The organism is Streptomyces sp. NPDC001770 (assembly GCF_053596135.1).
In genome coordinates this window covers 123,839-143,825 of the sequence record NZ_JBSFFN010000010.1, presented here as the reverse complement: position 1 = coordinate 143,825, position 19,987 = coordinate 123,839, and the positions used below count along the sequence as shown (strand labels likewise).

Below are 19,987 nucleotides of genomic sequence, written 5' to 3'. Positions count from 1 at the left end.
GGGGGTCAGGCTCCCTTGAGCAGAAGCGACTTGCGGCTGGTGAACTCGGCGTTGGCCCGGTCGTAGTCGTCCGGACGGCCGATGTCCAGCCAGTATCCGTCGAACGCGTAGGCGTGCGGCGGGTTCCCGGCCTTGAGCAGGTCGAGGACGAGCTCGTCGAAGCCGAGCGGCAGGCCGGCGGTGTAGTTGTCGAGCGTGGACCGGGACAGACCGTACACGCCCATCGAGACCCGGTAGTCCATGCTGGGCTTCTCCGTGAAGGCGACGACCCTGCTGTCGTCCGTGGTCAGCACCCCGAAGTCGATGTTCACCTTGCGGGCGTAGGTGGCGATGGTCAGCGGGGCGTCGACGGAACGGTGGGCGGCGAGCACTTCCCCGAAGTCCAGGTCGGTCAGGACGTCGCCGTTCATCACCAGGAACGTCTCGGGCAGCCGGTCGCGCATGTTGAGCAGCGGGCCCATGGTGCCCAGCGGGCTTTCCTCGGTCGCGTAGTCGATCCGCAGTCCCCACTGCGAGCCGTCCCCGACATAGGCGCGGATGATCTCACCGAGATGGCCGATGGCCAGCGTGCAGGAGGTGAAGCCCGCGCCGGCGAGCTGGCGCAGCACGATCTCCAGGATCGTGTGCTGGTCGCCTATGGGTACCAGCGGTTTGGGCAGCGCGGTCGTGTACGGCCGCAGCCGGACGCCCTTGCCACCGGCCAGGATCACGACGTGCATGGTATTCCCCCTCGTTGTCGGACGTTCCAGTACGTGACGGACGATCAGATGTTGTAGATGCCGGTCTTGTAGCGGGCCAGGTTGGCCGGTTCGCGGAAGAACTCGACGGTCTGCGCGATCCCTTCCTCCAGGGTGTGCGCGGGCCTCCACCCGGTGGCCTCGCCCAGCCGGCTCGCGTCGGCGACCAGGCGCATCACCTCGGAGTTGGCCGGCCGGATACGGGCGGCGTCCTCGCGGACGTCGAGCGGGACGTCCATCACCTTGCCGATCAGGCCGACCAGGTCGCCGACCGAGATCTCCCCGCCGGTACCGGCGTTCAGGGTGCGGCCGACGACCTTCTCGGCGGGTGCGGTGCCCACCGCCAGGAACGCCTGCGCGGTGTCCTTGACGAAGGTGAAGTCGCGGGTGGGGCGCAGGTCGCCCAGGGTGATGGTGGTCTCGCCGGCGGCGACCTGGCCGATCACGGTGGGGATGACCGCGCGCATCGACTGGCGCGGGCCGAAGGTGTTGAACGGGCGCAGTGTCACCACGGGGGTGTCGAAGCTCGCGTAGTAGCTGTCGGCGAGACGGTCGCCGCCCGCCTTCGAAGCGGCGTACGGGGACTGGGTGTTGATCGGGTGGTCCTCGGTGATCGGCACGGTCTGCGCGGTGCCGTACGTCTCGCTGGTGGAGGTGTGCACCAGACGGGGCGTGCCGAGTGCGCGGACGGCCTCCAGCACGTTGAGCGTGCCGGTGACGTTGGTGTCCACGTAACTGTGCGGCGCCCGGTAGGAGTACGGGATCGCGATGAGCGCCGCGAGGTGGAAGGCGAGGTCGGCGCCCTCCAGGAGGCCGCGGACCGAACCGGGGTCGCGGACGTCGCCGAGGACGATCTCGACCTGGTCGAGCACGTCGGCCGGGAGGGTCTCCAGCCAGCCGTACGAGGAGAAGGAGTTGTACTGCGCCATGGCTCGCACCCGGTACCCCCGGGCGACCAGCGCCTCGGTGAGGTGGGAGCCGATGAATCCTTCGGCGCCGGTGACGGCGGCGAGTGGTGCGGAGGTCAACTGGGTGTTCCTTCCGGTGTGTCGGGTCAAAGTGGTGCGCTTGTGCTGGTGCGTGGTGGTGCGCTCGTCGGTGGTGCGCCGCGACGGTGCCGTGCGCGGCGGCGGCACGGGGCCGTACGGCCGTGACGGACCGGCCGGCGGCCGGGGCCCCGGCGGCGGTGCGGTGAGTGGGCCGTCAGGCGTGGGGCGAGGGGCGGCCGAGCATGCGCAGGACGCACACGATCAGCAGGAACGCGGCCGCGGAACAGCTCAGCGGCAGGATCGTCGCGCCCGGGGACAGTTCGAGCCAGGTGGCGAACGCCGCGGTGGCGGCCGCGAGGACGCAGATCGTCGCGGCCGGCCAGGCCGCGCCGAACGCCTGCAGCAGCAGGGCCGTCCACAGCGTGGCGGCGAGCGTGAGCAGGGTGGCCGGATCCGCGTGGCTGAGGAGCGCGGCCGGGTACAGCGGGCCCAGGTAGACGAGCAGGCACACGGCGAGTACGCCGGCGGAGCGGAGCAGGAATCCGGTAGGCGTCGCCGTGGCGCGCAGCGCGTTCACCGACATGCCCCGGTAGCGGTACAGCAGCCACTCCGCCGGGCCCATGCTGACGGTCAGCACGATCACGGCGTACGCGTTGACCGTGCCCTCCAGCAGCACCAGCGTGCCCGCCGCCAGGCCGAACAGGCCGTAGGGCAGCGACCACACCAGCTTCGCACGGCGCCCGGCGGCCTGCGACGGTGTGCGCAGGCAGCCCCGCAGCGCCACCCCGCACACGATCAGCGTGGCCATCAGCGCCAGCAGCGGCAGTCCGGCCCGCAGTTCCCTCCCCGGTTCCCACCAGGGCAGGGCGGCCGCGCCAGCGATCAGCGGGCTCAGTGCGGCCAGCAGCAGCCGCTCCCGGCCCAGTACCAGCAGTACGCCGGCGGCGGCGAGGTACACCGACTGCGCCCCCGCCACCAGCGTCACCGGGCCGAAGCCGTCAGCGGCACCGGCCGCGGCCGTGGCCAGTACGGCCCCCAGGGGCGCGCCGAGCAGCAGGGTCCGGCCGGCCTCGCGGCGGCCGGTCGCCATCCGCAGGTGCGCCCGGTGGCCCAGCGCCTGTCCCCAGGCCCAGGAGAGCAGACCCGCGACGACCAGGACCGCGGTGTGCCCGCCCGCGTCCCACAGCGGCGCCGTCAGCCAGAACGCCAAGCCGGGCAGCGCGAAGAGTGCGCCGCGCAGCAGACACCGCAGGGTGTCGGGCCGCCAGGGGTCGGCCGGCAGGGCCGGCTGCGGGAACGTCCGCGGCACCCGTTCGAACAACGCGGTGGCCAGCGAGAAGAGGTTGGGGTGGCCGTAGCGCTCGTGGATCAGCGAGGCGGTCAGGCCCTCGGACTCCAGCAGCGCGGCGACCTCGTAGGGGTGCACCGCGGGTCCGACCCGGTCCGCGAGGTCGGCCGCGAGCATGCTGACGGCCTCCTCGTCGGGCTCGAAGCGGAGGATCCGAAGGGCCATCGTGCGATCGTGCGAGACGCGCCGGGCGATCCGGCGGGTGTCGAGGAGCACCGTATGGTCGTCCGACACCTTGCGGACGCTCCGGCGGGTGTCGGCCAGCCGCAGGGCGAGGGTCTCCTGCTCGGGGCCGCCCGGTTCGAGGGATATCGGCCCGCTCATCCGGCCATGCTCCTCGGTCCGGCGGGGACGGCGGCGTGGCTGCCCGTCGCGGTGCGGCGGTGTGCGCCCCGCGCGCCCTTCGGCCGGGGCCCGGCGGCTCCGCCGGCGGCACTCCCGGCGGCACGACCGGCGTCCCGCGGGTCGGCCCGGTGGTGCCGGCCGAGGGTCGGCAGCTCCAGGTAGATCGCGCGGAAGGTGTCGACGGTCTGCCGGAGGGTGAACTGCTCGACGACCCTGAGGCGGGCCGCCTCGCCCATCGCGCGGCGCCGGCCGGGGTCGCCCAGCAGTTGCAGCGCGGCGGCGGCCATCGCGGCGGGGTCGCGCGGAGGCACCACGAGTCCGGTGTCGCCGACCGCCTCCCGTACGCCGCCCACGTCCGTGGAGACGGTCGCCCGCCCGCAGGACATGGCTTCGATCAGAGTGAAGGGGAATCCCTCGCTGATGCTGGAGAGCATGACGACGTTCCCGGCCGCGTAGGCGTCCTTGATGTCGTCGACGCGGCCCTCGAACACCACCGCGTCGCCGTGGCCGAGTTCGGCGGCGAGCGCCTCGCACCGTTCCCGGTACGCCTCGCCGCCGCGCGGGGTGCCGCCGAACAGCCGCAGCCGGGCGTCCGGCATCTTCTCGCGGACCAGGGCGAACGCGCGGATCAGCGTCTCCAGGTCCTTGATCGGGTCGACGCGTCCGGCCCAGCTCAGTGTGGGCTGCAGGGGTTCCGGTCCGGCCATCGGGAACGCGGCCGGGTCGACCCCGTTGTAGACGGTACGGATGGACTCGGGGGCCGCGCCGCCCTGTTCCTCCCAGAGGCGGTTGTACCGGTTGCCGGGCGTCACGAGGGAGGCACGCCGGTAGGTCTCCTCCGCGAGCAGCCGGAAGAAGCCCAGCACGACGGCCTTCACCGGCCAGCGGTAGGGGGCGGTGCGGTAGCCGAGGTAGCGCTCGCGCAGGTAGACGCCGTGCTCGGTCAGCAGCAGCGGGACACCGTGCCGGTCGAGGGCGGAGAGTCCGGGCAGGACCGCCACTCCGCCGCTGACCGCGTGGGACACCCCGTGCTCGGGGGGCTTCGCGGACAGCGGGCGCAGCGCGTGTTCCAGGAGCGACACGGCGGTCAGGGCGTCGTGCAGGCTCGGGTCGGATTCCCGGATGGTGAGCCCCGGCCGGTTCCACACCGACGTCAGGACGCCGATGGCGGTGTCGCCGCGCAGGAACGGGCTGAGCATGCCGGCCGAGGCGGCCCGCGCCATGGTGTAGAGGGCGGGCGCGAACCCGCTCTCGGCGGAGGGGTCGACGAGCGCGGTCAGAAACCGTTCCCATGCCTCGGAGAGCCGGTTCCGGGCCCGGCCGCGCGGGGCCTGCCCCTGCGGGGGTTCTCCCCACATCGGGACGGAGTCGACCCGCGCCACCTGGGCGGGCAGGTCCCACACCAGCGGTTCGCGTCCGGTGCCGGTGACGGCGATGACGTCGAAGTCGATGTCGGGCATTCCTTGGACGAGTTGGTCGCACCAGACACTGACACCGCCGTGACTGTGCGGGTAGGTGCCTTCGGTGAGCAGGGTGACGTGCGTGGCGCCGGTGCGGCGCCTGCCCTGTTGTACGTGCATCGCTGGGGCTCCACGGCCGAAGAGTGGGGTGGGACCGGTGCCGGATCGCACCGGTCCCACCGGGGACGTACGCGATCTACTCGGTGACACCCGGGGGGACCGTCGTGCCGGGGGCGGTGGACGTGGTGTCCGCCGGACCGGCCGGGGTGGGTGTCGCGTTCGCCGGGACGGCCGTGGAGGGCAGCGTCAGGGCGAGGGCGGCGCCCGTCGACGCCGTCCAGCCGGAGCGCTCGCCGGCGTAGGCCGTCCCGTACGCGGAGCCGTCGAGGGTGGTGCCGGCCGGCACGGTCACGGGGACCCGGGTGCCCGAGGGCGCCTCGACGGTCACGTCGTCACCGATGCGGAAGGCGGTCACCGTGCCGGCGGACAGGGCGCTCTTCCAGGCGGCGCGGCGCTGGAGCTCGGCGCCGATGTCCTTCTGGCGCAGGTTCACGACCGGTGCGCTGTCCGCGTAGAGCGCCCGGTACTGGGAGAGCACGGAGGTCAGGACGGGGTAGAGCAGCCGGTCCTCGGTGAGGTTGGACTGGTGCACGTAGTGCGGCCGGGGGTCGTTGCCCAGGACGTGGCCGAGGGCCTGGCGGCTCTCCAGCGGCACGATGTAGTCGTCGAAGCCGGTGGTGGTGGAGAGCGGGGAGGCGAGGCAGGTGGTGGTGGCGGGGTTGTCCTCGCAGATGCCGCTGCCGCCCTGGGACCGGCTGCCGTAGATGTAGTTGTACTCGTCGACCTCGTCGGCCTTGGTGCCCGCGTTGTAGTAGATGTTCAGCGGGTAGCGGGGCACGGTGAGCGCGGAGCCGACCTGGCGCTGCTGCGGGTCGCGGGAGTTGTCGGAGCCGGCCCACTGGATGCCGTTGGCCGTGAAGGCCGGGCCGAGGTTCGGGTTGTCGACCGGCTGCTGCGGGGTGACGAAGAAGCCGGAGTGCTCACCGGTGATCAGCTCGGTGCTGTCGATGGGCAGGCCCTTCGCCTGGCCCCAGGTGGCGTTGTCCGAGATCTCGCTGGAGATCTGTGCCTGGGAGACCCACTTGGTGGAGCCGTCCGCGTTGGTCGCGCACACCCAGGGGACGACGGTGGTGTTCTGCACGCAGCCGAGGAACTCGTGGGAGTAGGTGTGGTTGACCCACCGGAAGTCGTCCTTGCCGGCGACCAGGGAGGTGAGCAGCGGGTCCGAGCCCTCGTGCTCCTCCTTGTAGTCCTCGCTGCCGAGGGCGTTGTAGGCGAGGTCGAGGGTGAGGCCGTTCGTCTCCTGCCAGGACGTGGCGTAGGCCACGTCCGCGGGGGTCATGCGGATCGTCGACCCGGTGGCGCCGGGGACGGTGCAGTCGACGTCGCCGGGCGTGCAGTCGTACGTGCTGTTCCAGCGGTCGTCGGAGGCGAAGACGTCGTCGACGTGGACCGCGAGGTAGTTGTGGGACGCGCCGAGGTGGACGCCGTCCGTCATCCAGTCCACGATGCCGCGGGCCAGCAGCTTGAACTGCTGCTGGTACTGGTTGTAGACGAAGCCGACGACCAGTTCGCGCCGTCCGTCGTGCCGGTACTCGCCCACCAGGGAGGCCCGGCCGGTCGATCCGGGCACGGGGGCGTCCACGTACGTGGTGAAGTCGGCGCCCACGACGGGAACCGCGAGGTAGCCGTAACTCTCGCTCACCGAGGCGTCGTTGTCCTCGAACGGGACCGATCCGTCGAGGTAGCCGAACGGGCCCGCGCTGCCCGCGCCGGTCACCCCGGCGGTGACACCGTCGAGGCTGCCGGCGTAACCGCCGTAGACGTAGTACTGCAGACCGACCTCGGGTCGCGCGTAGGTGTAGGCGTCCACCTGGGGAATCGCGTAGGTCTGCTCGTACGCGGCCAGTGCGGCCATCTCGGCCGAGCCCGTCGCGAACGGGTTGTCGTTGGGCAGCACGACTGCCTGGAACTTGGCCCGCGGCCGGCCGTCCACCGTGTCCGAGAGGAACGCGGCATCGATGACCGGCCGGGACGCGGAGTTCAGGTCGACCTCGGTGTACGGCGTCCCCTCGCCGTCGAGTTCGGCCTCGATGGCCTGGGCCGCCGGGCCGCCGTCGGTGACCACGAGCACCCTCAGGTCCACGCGGGGTGCGGCCGTGTCGGCCTGCGCGACTCCGGCCGGCAGGCCGAGCGCAGCGATGAGCGCACAGGCTGTGAAGGCGGCCGTGCGTATGGTCCGCTTCATGCGGTTGTGTTTCCCCTCCCCGGGCAGGGGTGGATACGGCTCCGGGCACAGCTGTGGAGCGGACGCACCCCCTGCCGTGACGCCGCATCCCCCTGAGAAGCCGGTCGTCACGCATCCGTCGCACTAATAGTGAGGGATGTGTGTAGCTTCCGTGGTCACGCTCCGGCAGTTGGCGGAAAAATGCCGACACTTGCCCGCCGGCGGTCGCATCCTTCATCCCCTTCGGCGGCCGCCATGGAGGCCGCTCCGACCACCCGGGAAAGCGCTGTCAGCCATGTGCGGCAAGGACCGGCCGTCATGCGGACGACACCGGTCCGTCCGCGCCGCCGCCAGTGGACTAGACCTGCACGGGATGAAGCACCAGCGATTTCCAGACAGCCTCAAATGCGGCCCCAGAAACGGAAGTTACCAATCCGCGCCTGGCGGGGGCTCAACAGGGGTACGAAATCGCACGCCCGAGGGGCACACCCCCCGGCATGGCAGGAGGCGGCCACCGGGACGGCCGAAATCTTTCAGCCACCTGTGCGAGGACGCGGCCCGCCCCATCGGCGACACATCGGGGCGACACCCCGGGACGCGGTCCGTATACGCCGGAAACGGACCCCCGGGCATCCTTGCCGGGCGGAATGATCAAAGGCACCGCGGGACCTTGACACCCTGGCGCGGCAGGAGGAGCATCCTCCCGTCGTTGACAACGTTGTCGGGACTGGTTCGCCCGTGCAGGCAACGGTGCTTCCGTTCCCGCCCGTTGACCGTCCGTCACACACGAAGGGCAGGACCGGTGTCAGACACGCACAACCGTCGGACCCACCCCGGGCTCAGAGCTGTCAGCTGCGTCGCGGTGACCGCCATGGCCGCTCTGGGGCTGGCCGCCACAGCCGCCCCCGCATCCGCGGCGTCCTCGTACGACACCGTCAAGGACCCGGTGTCGTACGTCCACCCGCTGATCGGCACCGCGAACGCCGGCAACACCTACCCGGGCGCCGTGCAGCCGTTCGGCATGCTGGCCTGGAGCCCCCAGAACTCGCGCGGCAAGCAGGTGTCGACGCCCGCGCCCGGCGGCTACCAGTACGACGCGACGAAGATCCGCGGCTTCAGCCTGACCCATCTGAACGGCGTGGGGTGCTCCGGGGCGAACGGCGACATCCCGATCATGCCGTACGTGGGTGACGTCGACACCTCCCCCACCTCGGACGCGACCGACGCGAAGTACGCGAGCGACTTCTCGCACGCGGACGAGACGTCCACCCCCGGCTACTACAAGGTGGCTCTGGCCGGCGGCGCTTCGGCGGCGCTGACCACGACCGCCCGTACCGGCACAGGGCAGTTCGGCTTCCCGGCGGACAAGCCCGCCACCATGCTCTTCCGCACGTCGAACTCGGAGAGCGGCAGCACCGCCGCCACGGTGAAGATCGACAAGGCCGAGCGGACGGTGACGGGCTCCGTCACCGCGGGCAACTTCTGCGGTCCGCAGAGCGCGAACAACCGCAAGGACCTCTACACGCTCTACTTCACCGCCCACTTCGACAAGGACTTCGCGAAGGTCGGCACCTGGACGGACGACACCATCCAGCCCGGGTCCACCTCGGCGTCCGGCGGTACGGGGTACAGCTCCTCGGGCAACCCGGTGGCGGGCAAGGGCTCCGGCGCGTACGTCACCTTCGCCGACGGGACCACCGCGGCGCAGGCCAAGGTCGCCGTCTCCTACGTCAGTCCGCAGAACGCGGAGGACAACCTCCGCACGGAGAACGGGCGTCACGAGACGTTCGACTCCGTGCGGAAGCAGGCCGCCAGGAACTGGAACAAGGCGCTGAAGACGATCGAGGTGGGCGGCGGCACCGACGCCCAGCGGTCCACCTTCTACACCGCGCTCTACCACTCGATGCTGGAACCCACCCTGACGAGCGACGTGGACGGCCGCTACCTCGGCGCCGACCTCGAGCCGCACAAGCTCGCCAAGGGGCAGAAGGCGCAGTACGGCACCTTCTCGGGATGGGACCAGTACCGCGCGCAGGTCCAGTTGATGACGCTCATCAACCCGCGGGCGGGCAGCGACTACGCGCAGTCCCTCTACAACTACGCGAGCCAGCGCGGCGGTGAGTGGGACCGCTGGCTGCTGGAGAACGGCAAGACCAGCGTGATGTCGGGCGACCCCTCCGCCGCGGCGGTCGCCGGGATCTACGCCTTCGGCGGCCACGACTTCGACGTCAAGGGCGCGCTGAAGTCGCTGGTGACGGCGGCCACCGTACCGACGGCGAACGACTCCGACAGCGCGGGCTGCAACGTCGAGTGCGTCGGCCAGCGGCCCGCGCTCGACAAGTACCTGGAGCTCGGTTACGTACCGGCGGACGGCTGCCACTGCTGGGGCGGCGCCGCCGAGACGCTGGAGGACGCGGCGGCCGACTACGGCCTGTCCGAGCTGTCCCGGCAGACCGGGAAGACCGCCGAAGCGAAGAAGTTCCTTGCTCGCTCGGGCAGTTGGTCGTACGTCTTCGACGCCAACGCCACCCCCCAGGGCGGCTACATCCGCGACCGCAAGGCCGACGGCACCTGGGCCGGCACCTTCACCCCGGGCACCGGCACCGGCTTCGTCGAGGGTTCCAGCGCGCGGTACACCTGGATGGTCTACTCGGACATCGCGGGGCTCTCCGCCGCGATGGGCGGAGACGACACGACGGTGAAGCGGCTGGACGCCTTCTTCCGCACGCCGGACGGGAAGTTCGACTTCACGGCGAAGGACGCCACCCGGTACGACCCGACCAACGAGCCCGACATCAACGCCCCGTACCTGTACGACTACCTCGGCGCTCCGTACAAGACGCAGGAGACGGTCCGCGCCGAGGTGGACCAGCTGTGGACCGACACCCCGGGCGGCATCCCCGGCAACGACGACGCCGGCACGATGTCGTCCTGGTACGTGTTCTCGGCGCTGGGCATGTACCCGCAGAACCCGAGCCGCGCCGACCTGGTCCTCACCGCTCCGCTGTTCCCGCACGCGGTGGTGCACACCGGCCACGGGAAGAGCATCACGATCGAGGCGCCGGCCGCCTCGTCGGCCAACACCTACATCCACGGCCTGAAGGTCGACGGCAGGAAGACCGGGAAGACCTGGGTCCCGGCCTCGTTCGTCACCCGTGGCGGCACGCTGGACTACACGCTCGGCGCCACGCCGGACACCTCCTGGGGCAGCGCGGCGGCCGACGCCCCGCCGTCCTTCCCCGGCGGTGGCGTGAAGTACTTCGCCGGCGCGACTCCTGAGCAGGTGAAGACCGAGCCCGGCTCGGGCGGCGCGGAGACGACCGTCAAGGTGCAGACCCTGGAGACCAAGGCCACCTCGGTCCACTGGACGGCGACGGCTCCGGCCGGTGTCACCGTCACCCCCGCGGAAGGCGACTTCACCGTCCCGGCGGGCGGCTCGGTGAGCGCGAAGCTCACCGTGTCGGCCGCGGCGGACACGGCCGAGGGCCACTACACGGTCCCGGTGACGCTGAAGTCCTCCGACGGCACCGCCCTCCCGAAGACTTCGGTCGCGGTGACCGTCGCCGAGAAGAACGGCATGCTGTGGAACCGCAACAGCACCGGCATCTCCACCGACGACACGAACCCGCAGGCCAACTTCGACGGTGAGGGCTGGAGTTACTCGGCCACCGCACTCGCCGCGGCGGGCACTAAGCCGGGGGGCACGGTCTCGTCCAACGGCTTCGACTTCACCTGGCCCGCGGCGGGTGCCGGCGACCCCGACAACATCGAGGTCACCGGAACCACCCCGCAGGTGCTGAACGTCCCCTCCGCCGAGGGCGACACGAAGCTGAGCCTGCTGGGCAGTGCGGCCGAAGGTGCGGCCACCGGCAAGCTGACGCTGACCTACACCGACGGCACCACGCAGCAGGCCGACATCGGCTTCAGCGACTGGACGCTGGGCGGCGGCTCACAGCAGCCGTCGTACGGCAACACGGTCGCGGTCCACACCACGTACCGCGACGTCCAGGGCGGCGGCAAGGACCCGGTGGGCACGGAGGTCTTCTCCTCGGCGCCGATCGCGCTCCAGGCGGGCAAGCGGCTGGCGAGCGTGACACTGCCCTCCACCACGAACGGCGGCATCATCCACGTGTTCGCGGTGGCCACCGCCTAGGTGGTGGCCGCCGGCCCCTCCGTCCCGCAGGACCGACAGACCCCCGGGGCCGGGACCGCCGCTCGTGCGGCGGGACCGGCCCCGGGGTGCGTCGGAAGGCGAGCGGCCGGGACCGCCGGCCCGGCCGCTCGCGGGCGTTCGCCGGGCCTCCGCGCGGCGGTGGTTCAGCAGAACACCTCCCAGGCGTTGTTCGCGTCCGTCCCCGTGGAGGCGAGAGGTTGTCCCGTGGCGTCGCGGACGACGGCCATCACCGTGATGCAGGTGGCTCCCGGAGCGAAGACCTGCATGCCGAACGAGCTTCCGGCGGCCGGGTCGTACTCGTAGTTCTCGTAGAACCCGAGCCAGCCGCCCTGCCCGTCCGGCTGGCTGGAGAAGCGCCGGATCCCCTTGGTAACCGTGTTCGAGCTGGTCGCGGCGTTCATCACGGCGCGCACCCAGTTGGTCCGGCAGCTCGGCGAGTAGCGCACCTCCATCGTGCCGAAGACGGCTGCGGGGCTGCGTATCTGGCGTGTGCCGATGGTGATCGCGTCCGCCGCGCAGCCGGTGGCGTACGGATTCGACCCGGTGTAGGGGTCGTACGGCGCCGCGGTGGCCTGCGTGGCCGTCAGCATGGCGGCGCTCATCACGAGCGCGGATACGAGCAGTGTGCGCTGTCCGGATCTTCCCATGAAGCCTCGGTTCGGTAGACGGTGCCCGTTTCGGTCCGGGCCAGACAACAGCGGACGCCACACGGAAGGAAAGGGCTTTTCAGGCCGTATGCCAAAAGTGGGGTGAACGGGTCCTCCGGGTTGACGCGTCGGACTCCGTGCGCCCTCTCCGGCCACATGCGGCCGGCCCGCCGGCCCGCACCTGGACACGCTTCGCCGGTCGTCGGCGTTTCGGCCAACTCCGTTCTGTGCGTGGCTCCTTGCGGCGCAAGGGTCGATGTAACCGGCATGCTCGTACGACCCCGGTACCCCCGGAGCCGGGCACGACCGAAACACACGCGTTCGACGTTCCACCCCTGTCGTTAGGCCTCACGAACCCGGCCGGAACGACCACCAAAGGGGACTCTCATGACCACCGCACGGCATCGCCACCCACTGCCCCCGGACTTCGAGCACGTCCCGCCCCCCGCACCGGCACGCGGGCCCGCCGGTTCCGGAGCGTGTCCCGGCGCGGGCACGTACCGCACCACCGCCTCCGGTTCCGTACGCGTGGACGCGAGGTGGGCCGCATGAGCGAGCCGGCCGACACGTCCGAGAAGGGCGTCCCGGGGCCTCGTACCGGCCCCGCGACGCCTTCCGCACCGCAGGAAGCGCCGGCCGGCGGGCCCGGAGCCGCCGAGGAGCCGCAGATGCGGTACGTCGACCTCACCGGCAGCCGGGAGGCAGCCGGGCGCTCCATCCGGATGCGCGACATGGCCCGGCGCCTGCCCCAACTGGTGCGCCGCTCGCTGGCCCTCGCGTGGCGGGTGGACCGGCGGGCGACCACCGGCCTCCTGCTCTGCCAGGCCGCAGCCGGAGTGCTGCAGGCCCTCGGCCTGGTCGCCATCAGCGGTACCCTCACCGCGCTGCTCACCGGCGGCGACGTCTACGACCGGCTCATCGAGGCCTGGCCTTCCGTCGTCCTTCTGGCCGGCACCGCGGGGGCCCGCGCCCTCCTGGGGATCACCGTCGCCTGGCTCTCCTCCCGCCTCGGCCCGCTCATGTCGCGCGAGGCCGAGCAGATGCTGCTCACCGGCTGTGCCGAGGTGGAGCTCCGCGCCTACGACGAACCCGACTTCAACCGCGACCGCGAGGCCGCCGACCGGGGGGCGCAGGTCACCGGCGACCTGATCGACGAGGGCCAGGACCTCATCGCCTCGGCCGCCAGCTTCCTCGCCGGGGCGGTCGTCCTGGCCGGGGTGCACTGGATCCTCCTGCCGCTTCTCGTCGCGGCGAGCCTCCCCCAGGCCCTGGCCCAGGTCAGCGCCGCCCGCGTGCGCTACCTCGCCAACCTCCGCAGCAACGGCGACCAGCGGATGCTGTCGGTGCTGCGCTGGCACATCTACACCAAGGACGCCGCCGATCAGATCCGGGCCGGCACCATGGGCGGTTTCCTGTCGGGCCGGTACCGCCACACGGTCGCCCGGATCAACCGCGAGGACCGGGCGGCGGCCGACCAGGGCGCCCGCACGTCCCTGGTCGGCGCGGTGTGCGGCGGGCTCGGATCGGCGGTCGTGTGGGCCGCGGTCGCCTGGCTGCTGACCGCGGGCCACATCACCGTCGGGCACGCCGGGACGGCCGTCTTCGCCCTGCAGACCGTGGGCCAGTCGGTACGCGGCCTGGTGGCCGTCGGCGCGCGTGCCGTGCGCACCGGCCTGTACATGGACGACTGGAGCGGCTTCCTGGACAAGGCCGGCGGCTACCGCATGCGCCGAGGCTCCCACCGCCCCGAGCCGCCGAAGGCGATCGAGATCGCGTCGGTCACCCACCGCTACGCCGGGAAGGACCGCGACGCCCTGTCGGACGTCTCCCTCACCCTGCGGCGCGGTGAGGTCACGGCCCTGGTCGGGTTCAACGGATCGGGGAAGTCGACGCTGTCGAAGCTGGTCAGCGGGCTGTACCTGCCGACCGACGGGCAGGTGCTGTGGGACGGCACCCCCACCGACGAGGCCGATCCCCAGGCGCTGTGGCAGCAGGTCGCCCTGGTGCCGCAGGACTACGCGCACTGGCCGCTGACCGTGCGGGAGAACGTGAACCAGGGGCAGCCCACCGCGCGGGGCGACGCCGCTGTGCACGAGGCGTGCGAGGCCGCCGGCGCCGACGAGGTCGTCGACAGACTCGGCTCGGGCCTGGACACCCTCCTCGCCCGGGAGTGGCTCAACGGGGAGGAGCTGAGCGGCGGCCAGTGGCAGCGCATCGCCCTCGCCCGGGCCTTCTTCCGCGAGGCCGGGCTGCTGGTCCTCGACGAGCCGACCGCGAACCTCGATCCCCGTGCCGAATACCGGATCTTCCAGCGGCTGCGGGACCTCGCCCGGGACCGGGTGGTGCTGCTGGTCACCCACCGCATCACCAACGTGGCCGTGGCGGACCGGATCGTGGTGCTCGACGAGGGACGGATCGTCCAGGAGGGGACCTACTCCGAACTCGCCCGACAGCCCGGCCTGTTCCAGCAGCTGCTCTCCTATCAGGTCACCTCGGAGGCGGACGGCGAGAAGGACGGGACAGCCGCGTGAGGTGATGTCACCCGAGCGGACCGGCAGATGACGGAGCTGCTCGGCCGATGACGGCGGGTGCGACGCCGGACCGGGCCCCGCATCGGGACCGGTCCGGCCTGCACGGCGTCCGGAGGGCCGGGTCCGGCCTGCACGGCGTCCGGAGGGCCGGGTCTGGTCCCGGTTCGCGTGCGCGGGGTACTTTCCCCTGCGTGGGCCAATTCCATTCCACATACATCTGTTTGGTAGGCGACAGAAAGCGGAGGGCCGCGTGTCCACTGAACTGAACCCGGACTTCGGACTGACGGCCGAGGACTACACCCGCCACCGCGCCGGCTTCCCGCCGGAGATCATCGAGCGGCTCGGCCGCCTCGGAGCACAGGTGCGGGACCGGGACGTGCTGGACCTCGGTACCGGCACCGGCAGTCTCGCCCGGCTCTTCGCCCGGGCCGGGGCACGGGTCACCGGTATCGACCCCGCCGCCGCACTGCTCGAACAGGCAAGGGGACTCGACCGTCAGGCGGGTGTCGAGATCGCGTACGAGGTGGCCACGGCCGAGGACACCGGACTCGCGGACTCCTCGTTCGACGTGGTGTCGGCGGGCCAGTGCTGGCACTGGTTCGACGCGCCCGAGGCCGCGGCCGAGGTGGGGCGGCTGCTCCGCCCGGGCGGGCGCGCCGTCATCGCGCACTTCGACTGGCTGCCGCTCCCCGGCAACGTCGTCGCGGCGACCGAGGAGTTGATCACCGCGTACAACCCGGCGTGGAACCTGGGGGGCGGCACCGGGCTGTACCCTCGCTGGCTGACCGATCTGGCCACCGCCGGCTTCGGCGCCATCGAGACGTTCTCCTTCGACCTCGACGTGCCGTACACCCCACAGGCATGGACCGGGCGGATCCGGGCCAGCGCCGGCGTGGGCGCGAGCCTCACCCCCGAGCGGGTCGAGACGTTCTCGGCCGATCTGGACCGCATCCTGCGCGACCGCTTCCCCGGTGACGTCCTCCACGTCCCGCACCGCACCTGGGCCGTGGTCGCGGTCAAGCCGGCCGAGTAGGAGGAGGCACGGGCCGGCCCGCCCCTTCGCCGGCCCCGGCCCCGTCCGGCCCGGACAGCCCTTCCCCCCTGCCCCGTCACTCGTTCGTGTGACGGGGCAGTGCTGTGCGCCGTCCGCGCTCCGCACCGGTCCGCCGCGACCGACGTGCCGGAGCGGTGCGCCGCCGACCGACCACCTTTCGGCCACAAACGGGCTCCGGCCAAACGGAGTCCGCGCCACCGGCCGGCGATCCCGGTGCCGGTCGTACCACCCGGCGCTCCTCGTTGGCCGAGAGGCGCCCCACCCTGGGCCACACACCGGACGGCCGCTGTCGTCGACCCGGTGGGCGGGCGTCACAGCTGGTGCGGAAAGCCGCCCTCGTGGTCTCCGTAAGTCGCTCCGCGGAGCCGTTCCAGGCGACAGAACTGGACAAAAACCCTTGGACCCTGCGCCGACGGCTACGGGAGACTCCGCTCTGCTCACTCACCACAGGACGAAACGGGTCGCGATGGGATCAATCGAATCGGGCGAAGGCCTGCCGAGCAAGGGCTCGGTACTCCTCGCCCTCCGCTACTACACCCGGGAACTCACCCGGCTGCGACGGGTGGCCGCGCCCGCTCTGCTGCTGCCGGCCCTGGGCAACATCGGCCTCTACTACATCGCCCCGCTGATCGTCGCCAAGCTCGTGGGCCACGTGGCGGGGAAGGACGGGGGCGACGTCGGCGTCGGCCCGATGCTGCCGTACGTCCTCGGGTTCGCCGGGGTCCTGCTGTTCTCGGAGACGCTGTGGCGGATCGGACTCCACTGCCTGAACCGCGTCGAAGGCCGGGGCATCGCGCGCCTCTACGTCACCGGTATGGACGAGATCTTCGTCAAGGACTCCGCGTTCTTCCACGACAACTTCGCCGGATCGCTGACCAAGCGGGTCCTGAGTTTCGCCTCCCGCTTCGAGGAGTTCGTCGACACGCTGACGTTCTCCATCATGGGCAACCTCGTGCCGCTGGCGTTCGCCTCGGTGGTGCTGTGGAGTTACGACCCGCTGCTGGTGGTCGGGCTCCTGACGCTCATCGCGCTCACCGCGCTGATCGTGACGCCCCTGATCCGGCGCCGTCAGGCGATCGTCGCCAAGCGCGAGCAGGCGATCGCCCGGGTGTCTGGCCACGTCGCCGACAGCCTGACGAACATGGAGACGGTCCAGTCCTTCGCCGCAGAGGACCGCGAGGCCGCGGAACACCGTTCCCGGGTAGGCGAGTTGCGCCGTCTCATGGTGCGTTCGTGGGACTACGGCAACCTGCGCATCGACACCCTGGTGGCGCCGCTCTCCGTACTGACCAATGTGGTGGGCCTGATGCTCGCCATCACTCTCGCGGGCGGGGACCTCGGGGTGGAGGCGATCATCGTCGCCTTCACCTACTACGCCAACGCCACCCGGATCATGTTCGAGTTCAACCAGATCTACCGCCGTCTGGAGAGCTCGATGACGGAGGCCGCACAATTCACCGAACTGCTGATGCAACCACCGACCGTCCTCGACCCCGCGTCCCCCGAACCGCTGCGGAACGAGGGATCGGACGTCCGCTTCGAGAAGGTGACCTTCGCGCACACGGGCGGGAGGCCGCTCTTCGACGGCCTCGACCTGGACGTCGCCGGAGGAACGAAGATCGGTCTCGTCGGCCGGTCCGGCGGTGGCAAGACCACGCTCACCCGGCTCCTGCTGCGGATGGCGGACATCGAAGGGGGCCGCATCCTGATCGGCGGTCAGGACATCAGCAAGCTGCGCCGGGCCGACCTGCGCAGCAGGATCGCGTACGTCCCGCAGGACCCCGCGATGTTCCACCGCACCCTGCGGGAGAACATCGCCTTCGCCCGTCCCGGCGCCACCGACGCCGAGATCCGCCGGGCGGCCGAGGCGGCGCACGTCACCGAGTTCGCGGACGCGCTCCCGGACGGTTTCGACACCATGGTGGGCGAGCGCGGGGTGAAGCTCTCGGGCGGCCAGCGCCAGCGGGTCGCTCTCGCCCGGGCGATCCTCCGTGACGCGCCGATCCTGCTGCTCGACGAGGCGACCAGCGCCCTGGACTCGGAGAGCGAGATCCTGGTCCAGGACGCCCTGTGGCGGCTCATGGAGGGACGGACGGCTCTCGTGGTGGCGCACCGCCTGAGCACCGTCGCCACCATGGACCGGCTGGTGGTCCTCGACCGGGGCCGGATCGTCGAACAGGGCACGCACCAGCAGCTGCTGACCGCGGAGGGCGCCTACGCCAAGCTGTGGCAGCACCAGTCCGGTGGGTTCCTCGACGAGTCCGCCACCACGGAACCGGGCGCGGGAGCGGCCGGGGAATCCCTCGCCGGAGCAGCCTTGGAGGCGTAGCCGGACACCGCCCGAGCGGTGTCCGGATCGGGCCGGATCACCTGAGACCGGGGGCGGCACCCGGCCGCCGCCCCCGGACCGTGCCGGATGCGCCCGGGAAGCGGTACGGCCGCCGGACCTCCGCCAGGCTGATCAGCGCCGCCGCCTGCGTGTACAGCGGGAACCGGGGGCCGTGCACGTTCTACCGTTCACCGATGCGATATGTCCCCTGGTGGGTCCTCTTCTCCTCGGTGTGCGCTCCGATCCTGCTCGTCGGCGGCTGGTCGGTCTCGGCGGAGCTCGAGGGACCCCGTTACGACCCCGCCTCGACCACCATCAGCATCCTCGCCGCCGACGGGACGCGCGGGTACTGGGTGATGACGACGGCCCTGGTGGCGCTGGGCCTCTGTCATGTGGTCACCGCCTGCGGGCTGCGTCCCGCCGCGCCGTTCGGCCGGCTGGCCCTGGCGGGCGGCGGGCTCTCCGCGATGCTGCTGGCGTTCTTCCCGGCACCGGTGAGCGGCGGATCGTTCGCGCACGGGGTCGTCGTGACGGTGGGGTTCTCACTGCTGGCGCTGTGGCCGGTACTGGCGGCGCGGCGGGAGGCGCAGCGCCCGCCGGGCCGGCTGGTCCCGGTCTCGGGGGGAACCGTGCCGTGGGGCCTGCGGCCCGGTCCCTCCGTCGGTGCGACCACCTTGATGTGGCTGGGCGGGGCGTGGTTCCTGCTCGCCCTCTTCGTGCTCGACATCGCGGGGGCGGCCGAGCGTGTCATCACGTTCGTCCAGTCGTTCTGGCCCCTGGTCGTGGTCCTCTCCTGCGCCCGGAGGATCGGCGGTCAGGAGCCCGGCCGCTGACCGGGGGACGCGACGGGGCACCGCCGTGACGCCCGCTGCCGTGCCCCGTCGCAGGGCGCCCGGGGTGCGGCCGGAGGCCGTATGACGGGCGGGGCGGGCGGGGCGGTGGATCGCCGTGGGCCGGTGGATCGCCGTGGGCCGGTGGATCGCCGTGGGCCGGTGGATCGTTTCAACACGCGTCGGCGGGCACGCCGGCGGAATCACCGCGGGATGAGGGTGGACTGACGTACGACCAGCTCGGGCTGGAGGACGACGCGTTCGTGGCGGTGGGCGAACGCGTCCTCGGCCGCCTCCAGGAGCAGCAGCTCGGTCGCCCGCGCACCGATGGTGAGCGCGGGCTGGCGCACCGAGGTGAGGGGGACCGTCGCCGCCGCGGCGAACTCGATGTCGTCGTACCCGACGATCGCCATGTCTTCGGGGACCCGCACCCCGGCCGCGTACAGGGACTGCAACACCCCCAGTGCCAGAAGGTCGTTGGCGCAGAAGACACCGGTGGGGCGCTGGGCGAGTCCCAGCAGCCGGGCTCCGGCGTCGCGTCCCGCCGCGACGTCGAGACGCGCGGCAGGAACCTCCCGCATCGCCTCGGGAGGGAGGCCGGCCTCGGCGAGCGCGGTGAGGGCGCCGGTGCGCCGGTCCCGCACCTGGTTCAGGTGGCCCGGTCCGCTGACGTAGGCGAGGGACCGGTGTCCCGCCGCCGTCAGATGACGGACCGCCAGGGCGCCGCCGGCGACGTCGTCGACGGAGACGGAGCAGCCGTCGCCGTCCCCGGCCACGCGGTCCACGAGGACGAAGGGGATGCCGTGGCGCCGGAACTCCCGGAGGCTGCTTCCGTCGGAGTCGGCAGGGGTCACCAGCACTCCGCGGACGCGCTGTTCGGCGAAGAGGCCGAGGTACTCCGCCTCGTCCTGGGGGTTCTGGTCGCTGTTGCAGACCATGACTCCCAGGCCGGCGGCCCGGGCCGCGCGTTCGGCTCCCCTGGCGATGTCGACGAAGAAGGGGTTGCCCATGTCGAGGACGAGCAGCGCCATGATGCGGCTGCGTCCCGCCCGGAGTTGACGGGCGTGCTCGCTGCGTACGTATCCCAGGGCCGCGATGACCCTTTTCACGTGCCGCCGGGTCTCCTCGGACACGTGTTCCGGCTTGTTGATCACGTTGGAGACGGTGCCCACCGAGACGCCTGCCTCGCGTGCCACGTCCTTGATGCTCACCGCTCTTGCGCCTGCCGCCACCGGTCCCACCCGATCCTTCGTGTC

12 protein-coding genes are annotated in these 19,987 nt (G+C 71.7%); 5 read left to right on the top strand and 7 right to left on the bottom strand.

Annotated features, from left to right (window positions below; translation table 11 throughout):
- Window positions 1–5: 5 nt before the first annotated feature.
- The 5 genes from ACWCSV_RS11885 to ACWCSV_RS11865 form a co-directional block, all read right to left on the bottom strand.
- A complete protein-coding gene (locus ACWCSV_RS11885; RefSeq protein WP_451141047.1) occupies window positions 6–719 on the bottom strand; it encodes a nucleotidyltransferase family protein in 714 nt (237 codons plus the stop codon).
- A 44-nt stretch (window positions 720–763) separates the two neighbouring features.
- Complete coding sequence (locus ACWCSV_RS11880; protein ID WP_450769140.1) at window positions 764–1,765, bottom strand: GDP-mannose 4,6-dehydratase; 1,002 nt, start codon at window positions 1,763–1,765, stop codon at window positions 764–766.
- Between the two features lie 175 nt (window positions 1,766–1,940).
- The gene (locus ACWCSV_RS11875) at window positions 1,941–3,398 is read right to left on the bottom strand and encodes a hypothetical protein (RefSeq protein WP_451141045.1); all 1,458 of its coding nucleotides are present in this window, start codon (window positions 3,396–3,398) and stop codon (window positions 1,941–1,943) included.
- The gene (gene pelF, locus ACWCSV_RS11870; RefSeq protein ID WP_451141043.1) at window positions 3,395–4,999 is read right to left on the bottom strand and encodes a GT4 family glycosyltransferase PelF; all 1,605 of its coding nucleotides are present in this window, start codon (window positions 4,997–4,999) and stop codon (window positions 3,395–3,397) included. The genes ACWCSV_RS11875 and pelF overlap by 4 nt, the downstream gene beginning before the upstream one ends.
- A 76-nt stretch (window positions 5,000–5,075) precedes the next feature.
- Entirely contained in the window at window positions 5,076–7,187 is a 2,112-nt protein-coding gene (locus ACWCSV_RS11865; protein ID WP_451141041.1) for a hypothetical protein, read from the bottom strand.
- 850 nt (window positions 7,188–8,037) lie between these two features.
- Between ACWCSV_RS11865 and ACWCSV_RS11860 the strand changes: the two genes are divergently transcribed.
- Window positions 8,038–11,319 (top strand): GH92 family glycosyl hydrolase, encoded by a 3,282-nt coding sequence (locus ACWCSV_RS11860; RefSeq protein ID WP_451141181.1) that lies wholly within the window; start codon window positions 8,038–8,040, stop codon window positions 11,317–11,319.
- 164 nt (window positions 11,320–11,483) lie between these two features.
- Here the strand turns inward: ACWCSV_RS11860 and ACWCSV_RS11855 are convergent, their stop codons facing one another.
- Window positions 11,484–11,987, bottom strand: coding sequence for a DUF2690 domain-containing protein (locus ACWCSV_RS11855; RefSeq protein WP_451141039.1), 504 nt, complete (start codon window positions 11,985–11,987; stop codon window positions 11,484–11,486).
- A gap of 668 nt (window positions 11,988–12,655) precedes the next feature.
- Here ACWCSV_RS11855 and ACWCSV_RS11850 point away from each other — a divergent pair.
- From ACWCSV_RS11850 to ACWCSV_RS11835, 4 genes are all read left to right on the top strand, one after another.
- Entirely contained in the window at window positions 12,656–14,518 is a 1,863-nt protein-coding gene (locus ACWCSV_RS11850; protein ID WP_451141179.1) for an ABC transporter ATP-binding protein, read from the top strand.
- 250 nt (window positions 14,519–14,768) lie between these two features.
- Window positions 14,769–15,551 (top strand): class I SAM-dependent methyltransferase, encoded by a 783-nt coding sequence (locus ACWCSV_RS11845; RefSeq protein WP_451141037.1) that lies wholly within the window; start codon window positions 14,769–14,771, stop codon window positions 15,549–15,551.
- 487 nt (window positions 15,552–16,038) lie between these two features.
- Window positions 16,039–17,901 (top strand): ABC transporter ATP-binding protein, encoded by a 1,863-nt coding sequence (locus ACWCSV_RS11840; protein WP_451141035.1) that lies wholly within the window; start codon window positions 16,039–16,041, stop codon window positions 17,899–17,901.
- Window positions 17,902–18,095: 194 nt separating this feature from the next.
- Window positions 18,096–18,734, top strand: coding sequence for a DUF998 domain-containing protein (locus ACWCSV_RS11835; protein ID WP_451141033.1), 639 nt, complete (start codon window positions 18,096–18,098; stop codon window positions 18,732–18,734).
- A 200-nt stretch (window positions 18,735–18,934) separates the two neighbouring features.
- Here the strand turns inward: ACWCSV_RS11835 and ACWCSV_RS11830 are convergent, their stop codons facing one another.
- Window positions 18,935–19,963 carry a LacI family DNA-binding transcriptional regulator gene (locus ACWCSV_RS11830; protein WP_451141031.1) on the bottom strand — a complete coding sequence of 343 codons (1,029 nt, stop codon included), beginning with the start codon at window positions 19,961–19,963 and terminating at the stop codon, window positions 18,935–18,937.
- Window positions 19,964–19,987: the final 24 nt, after the last annotated feature.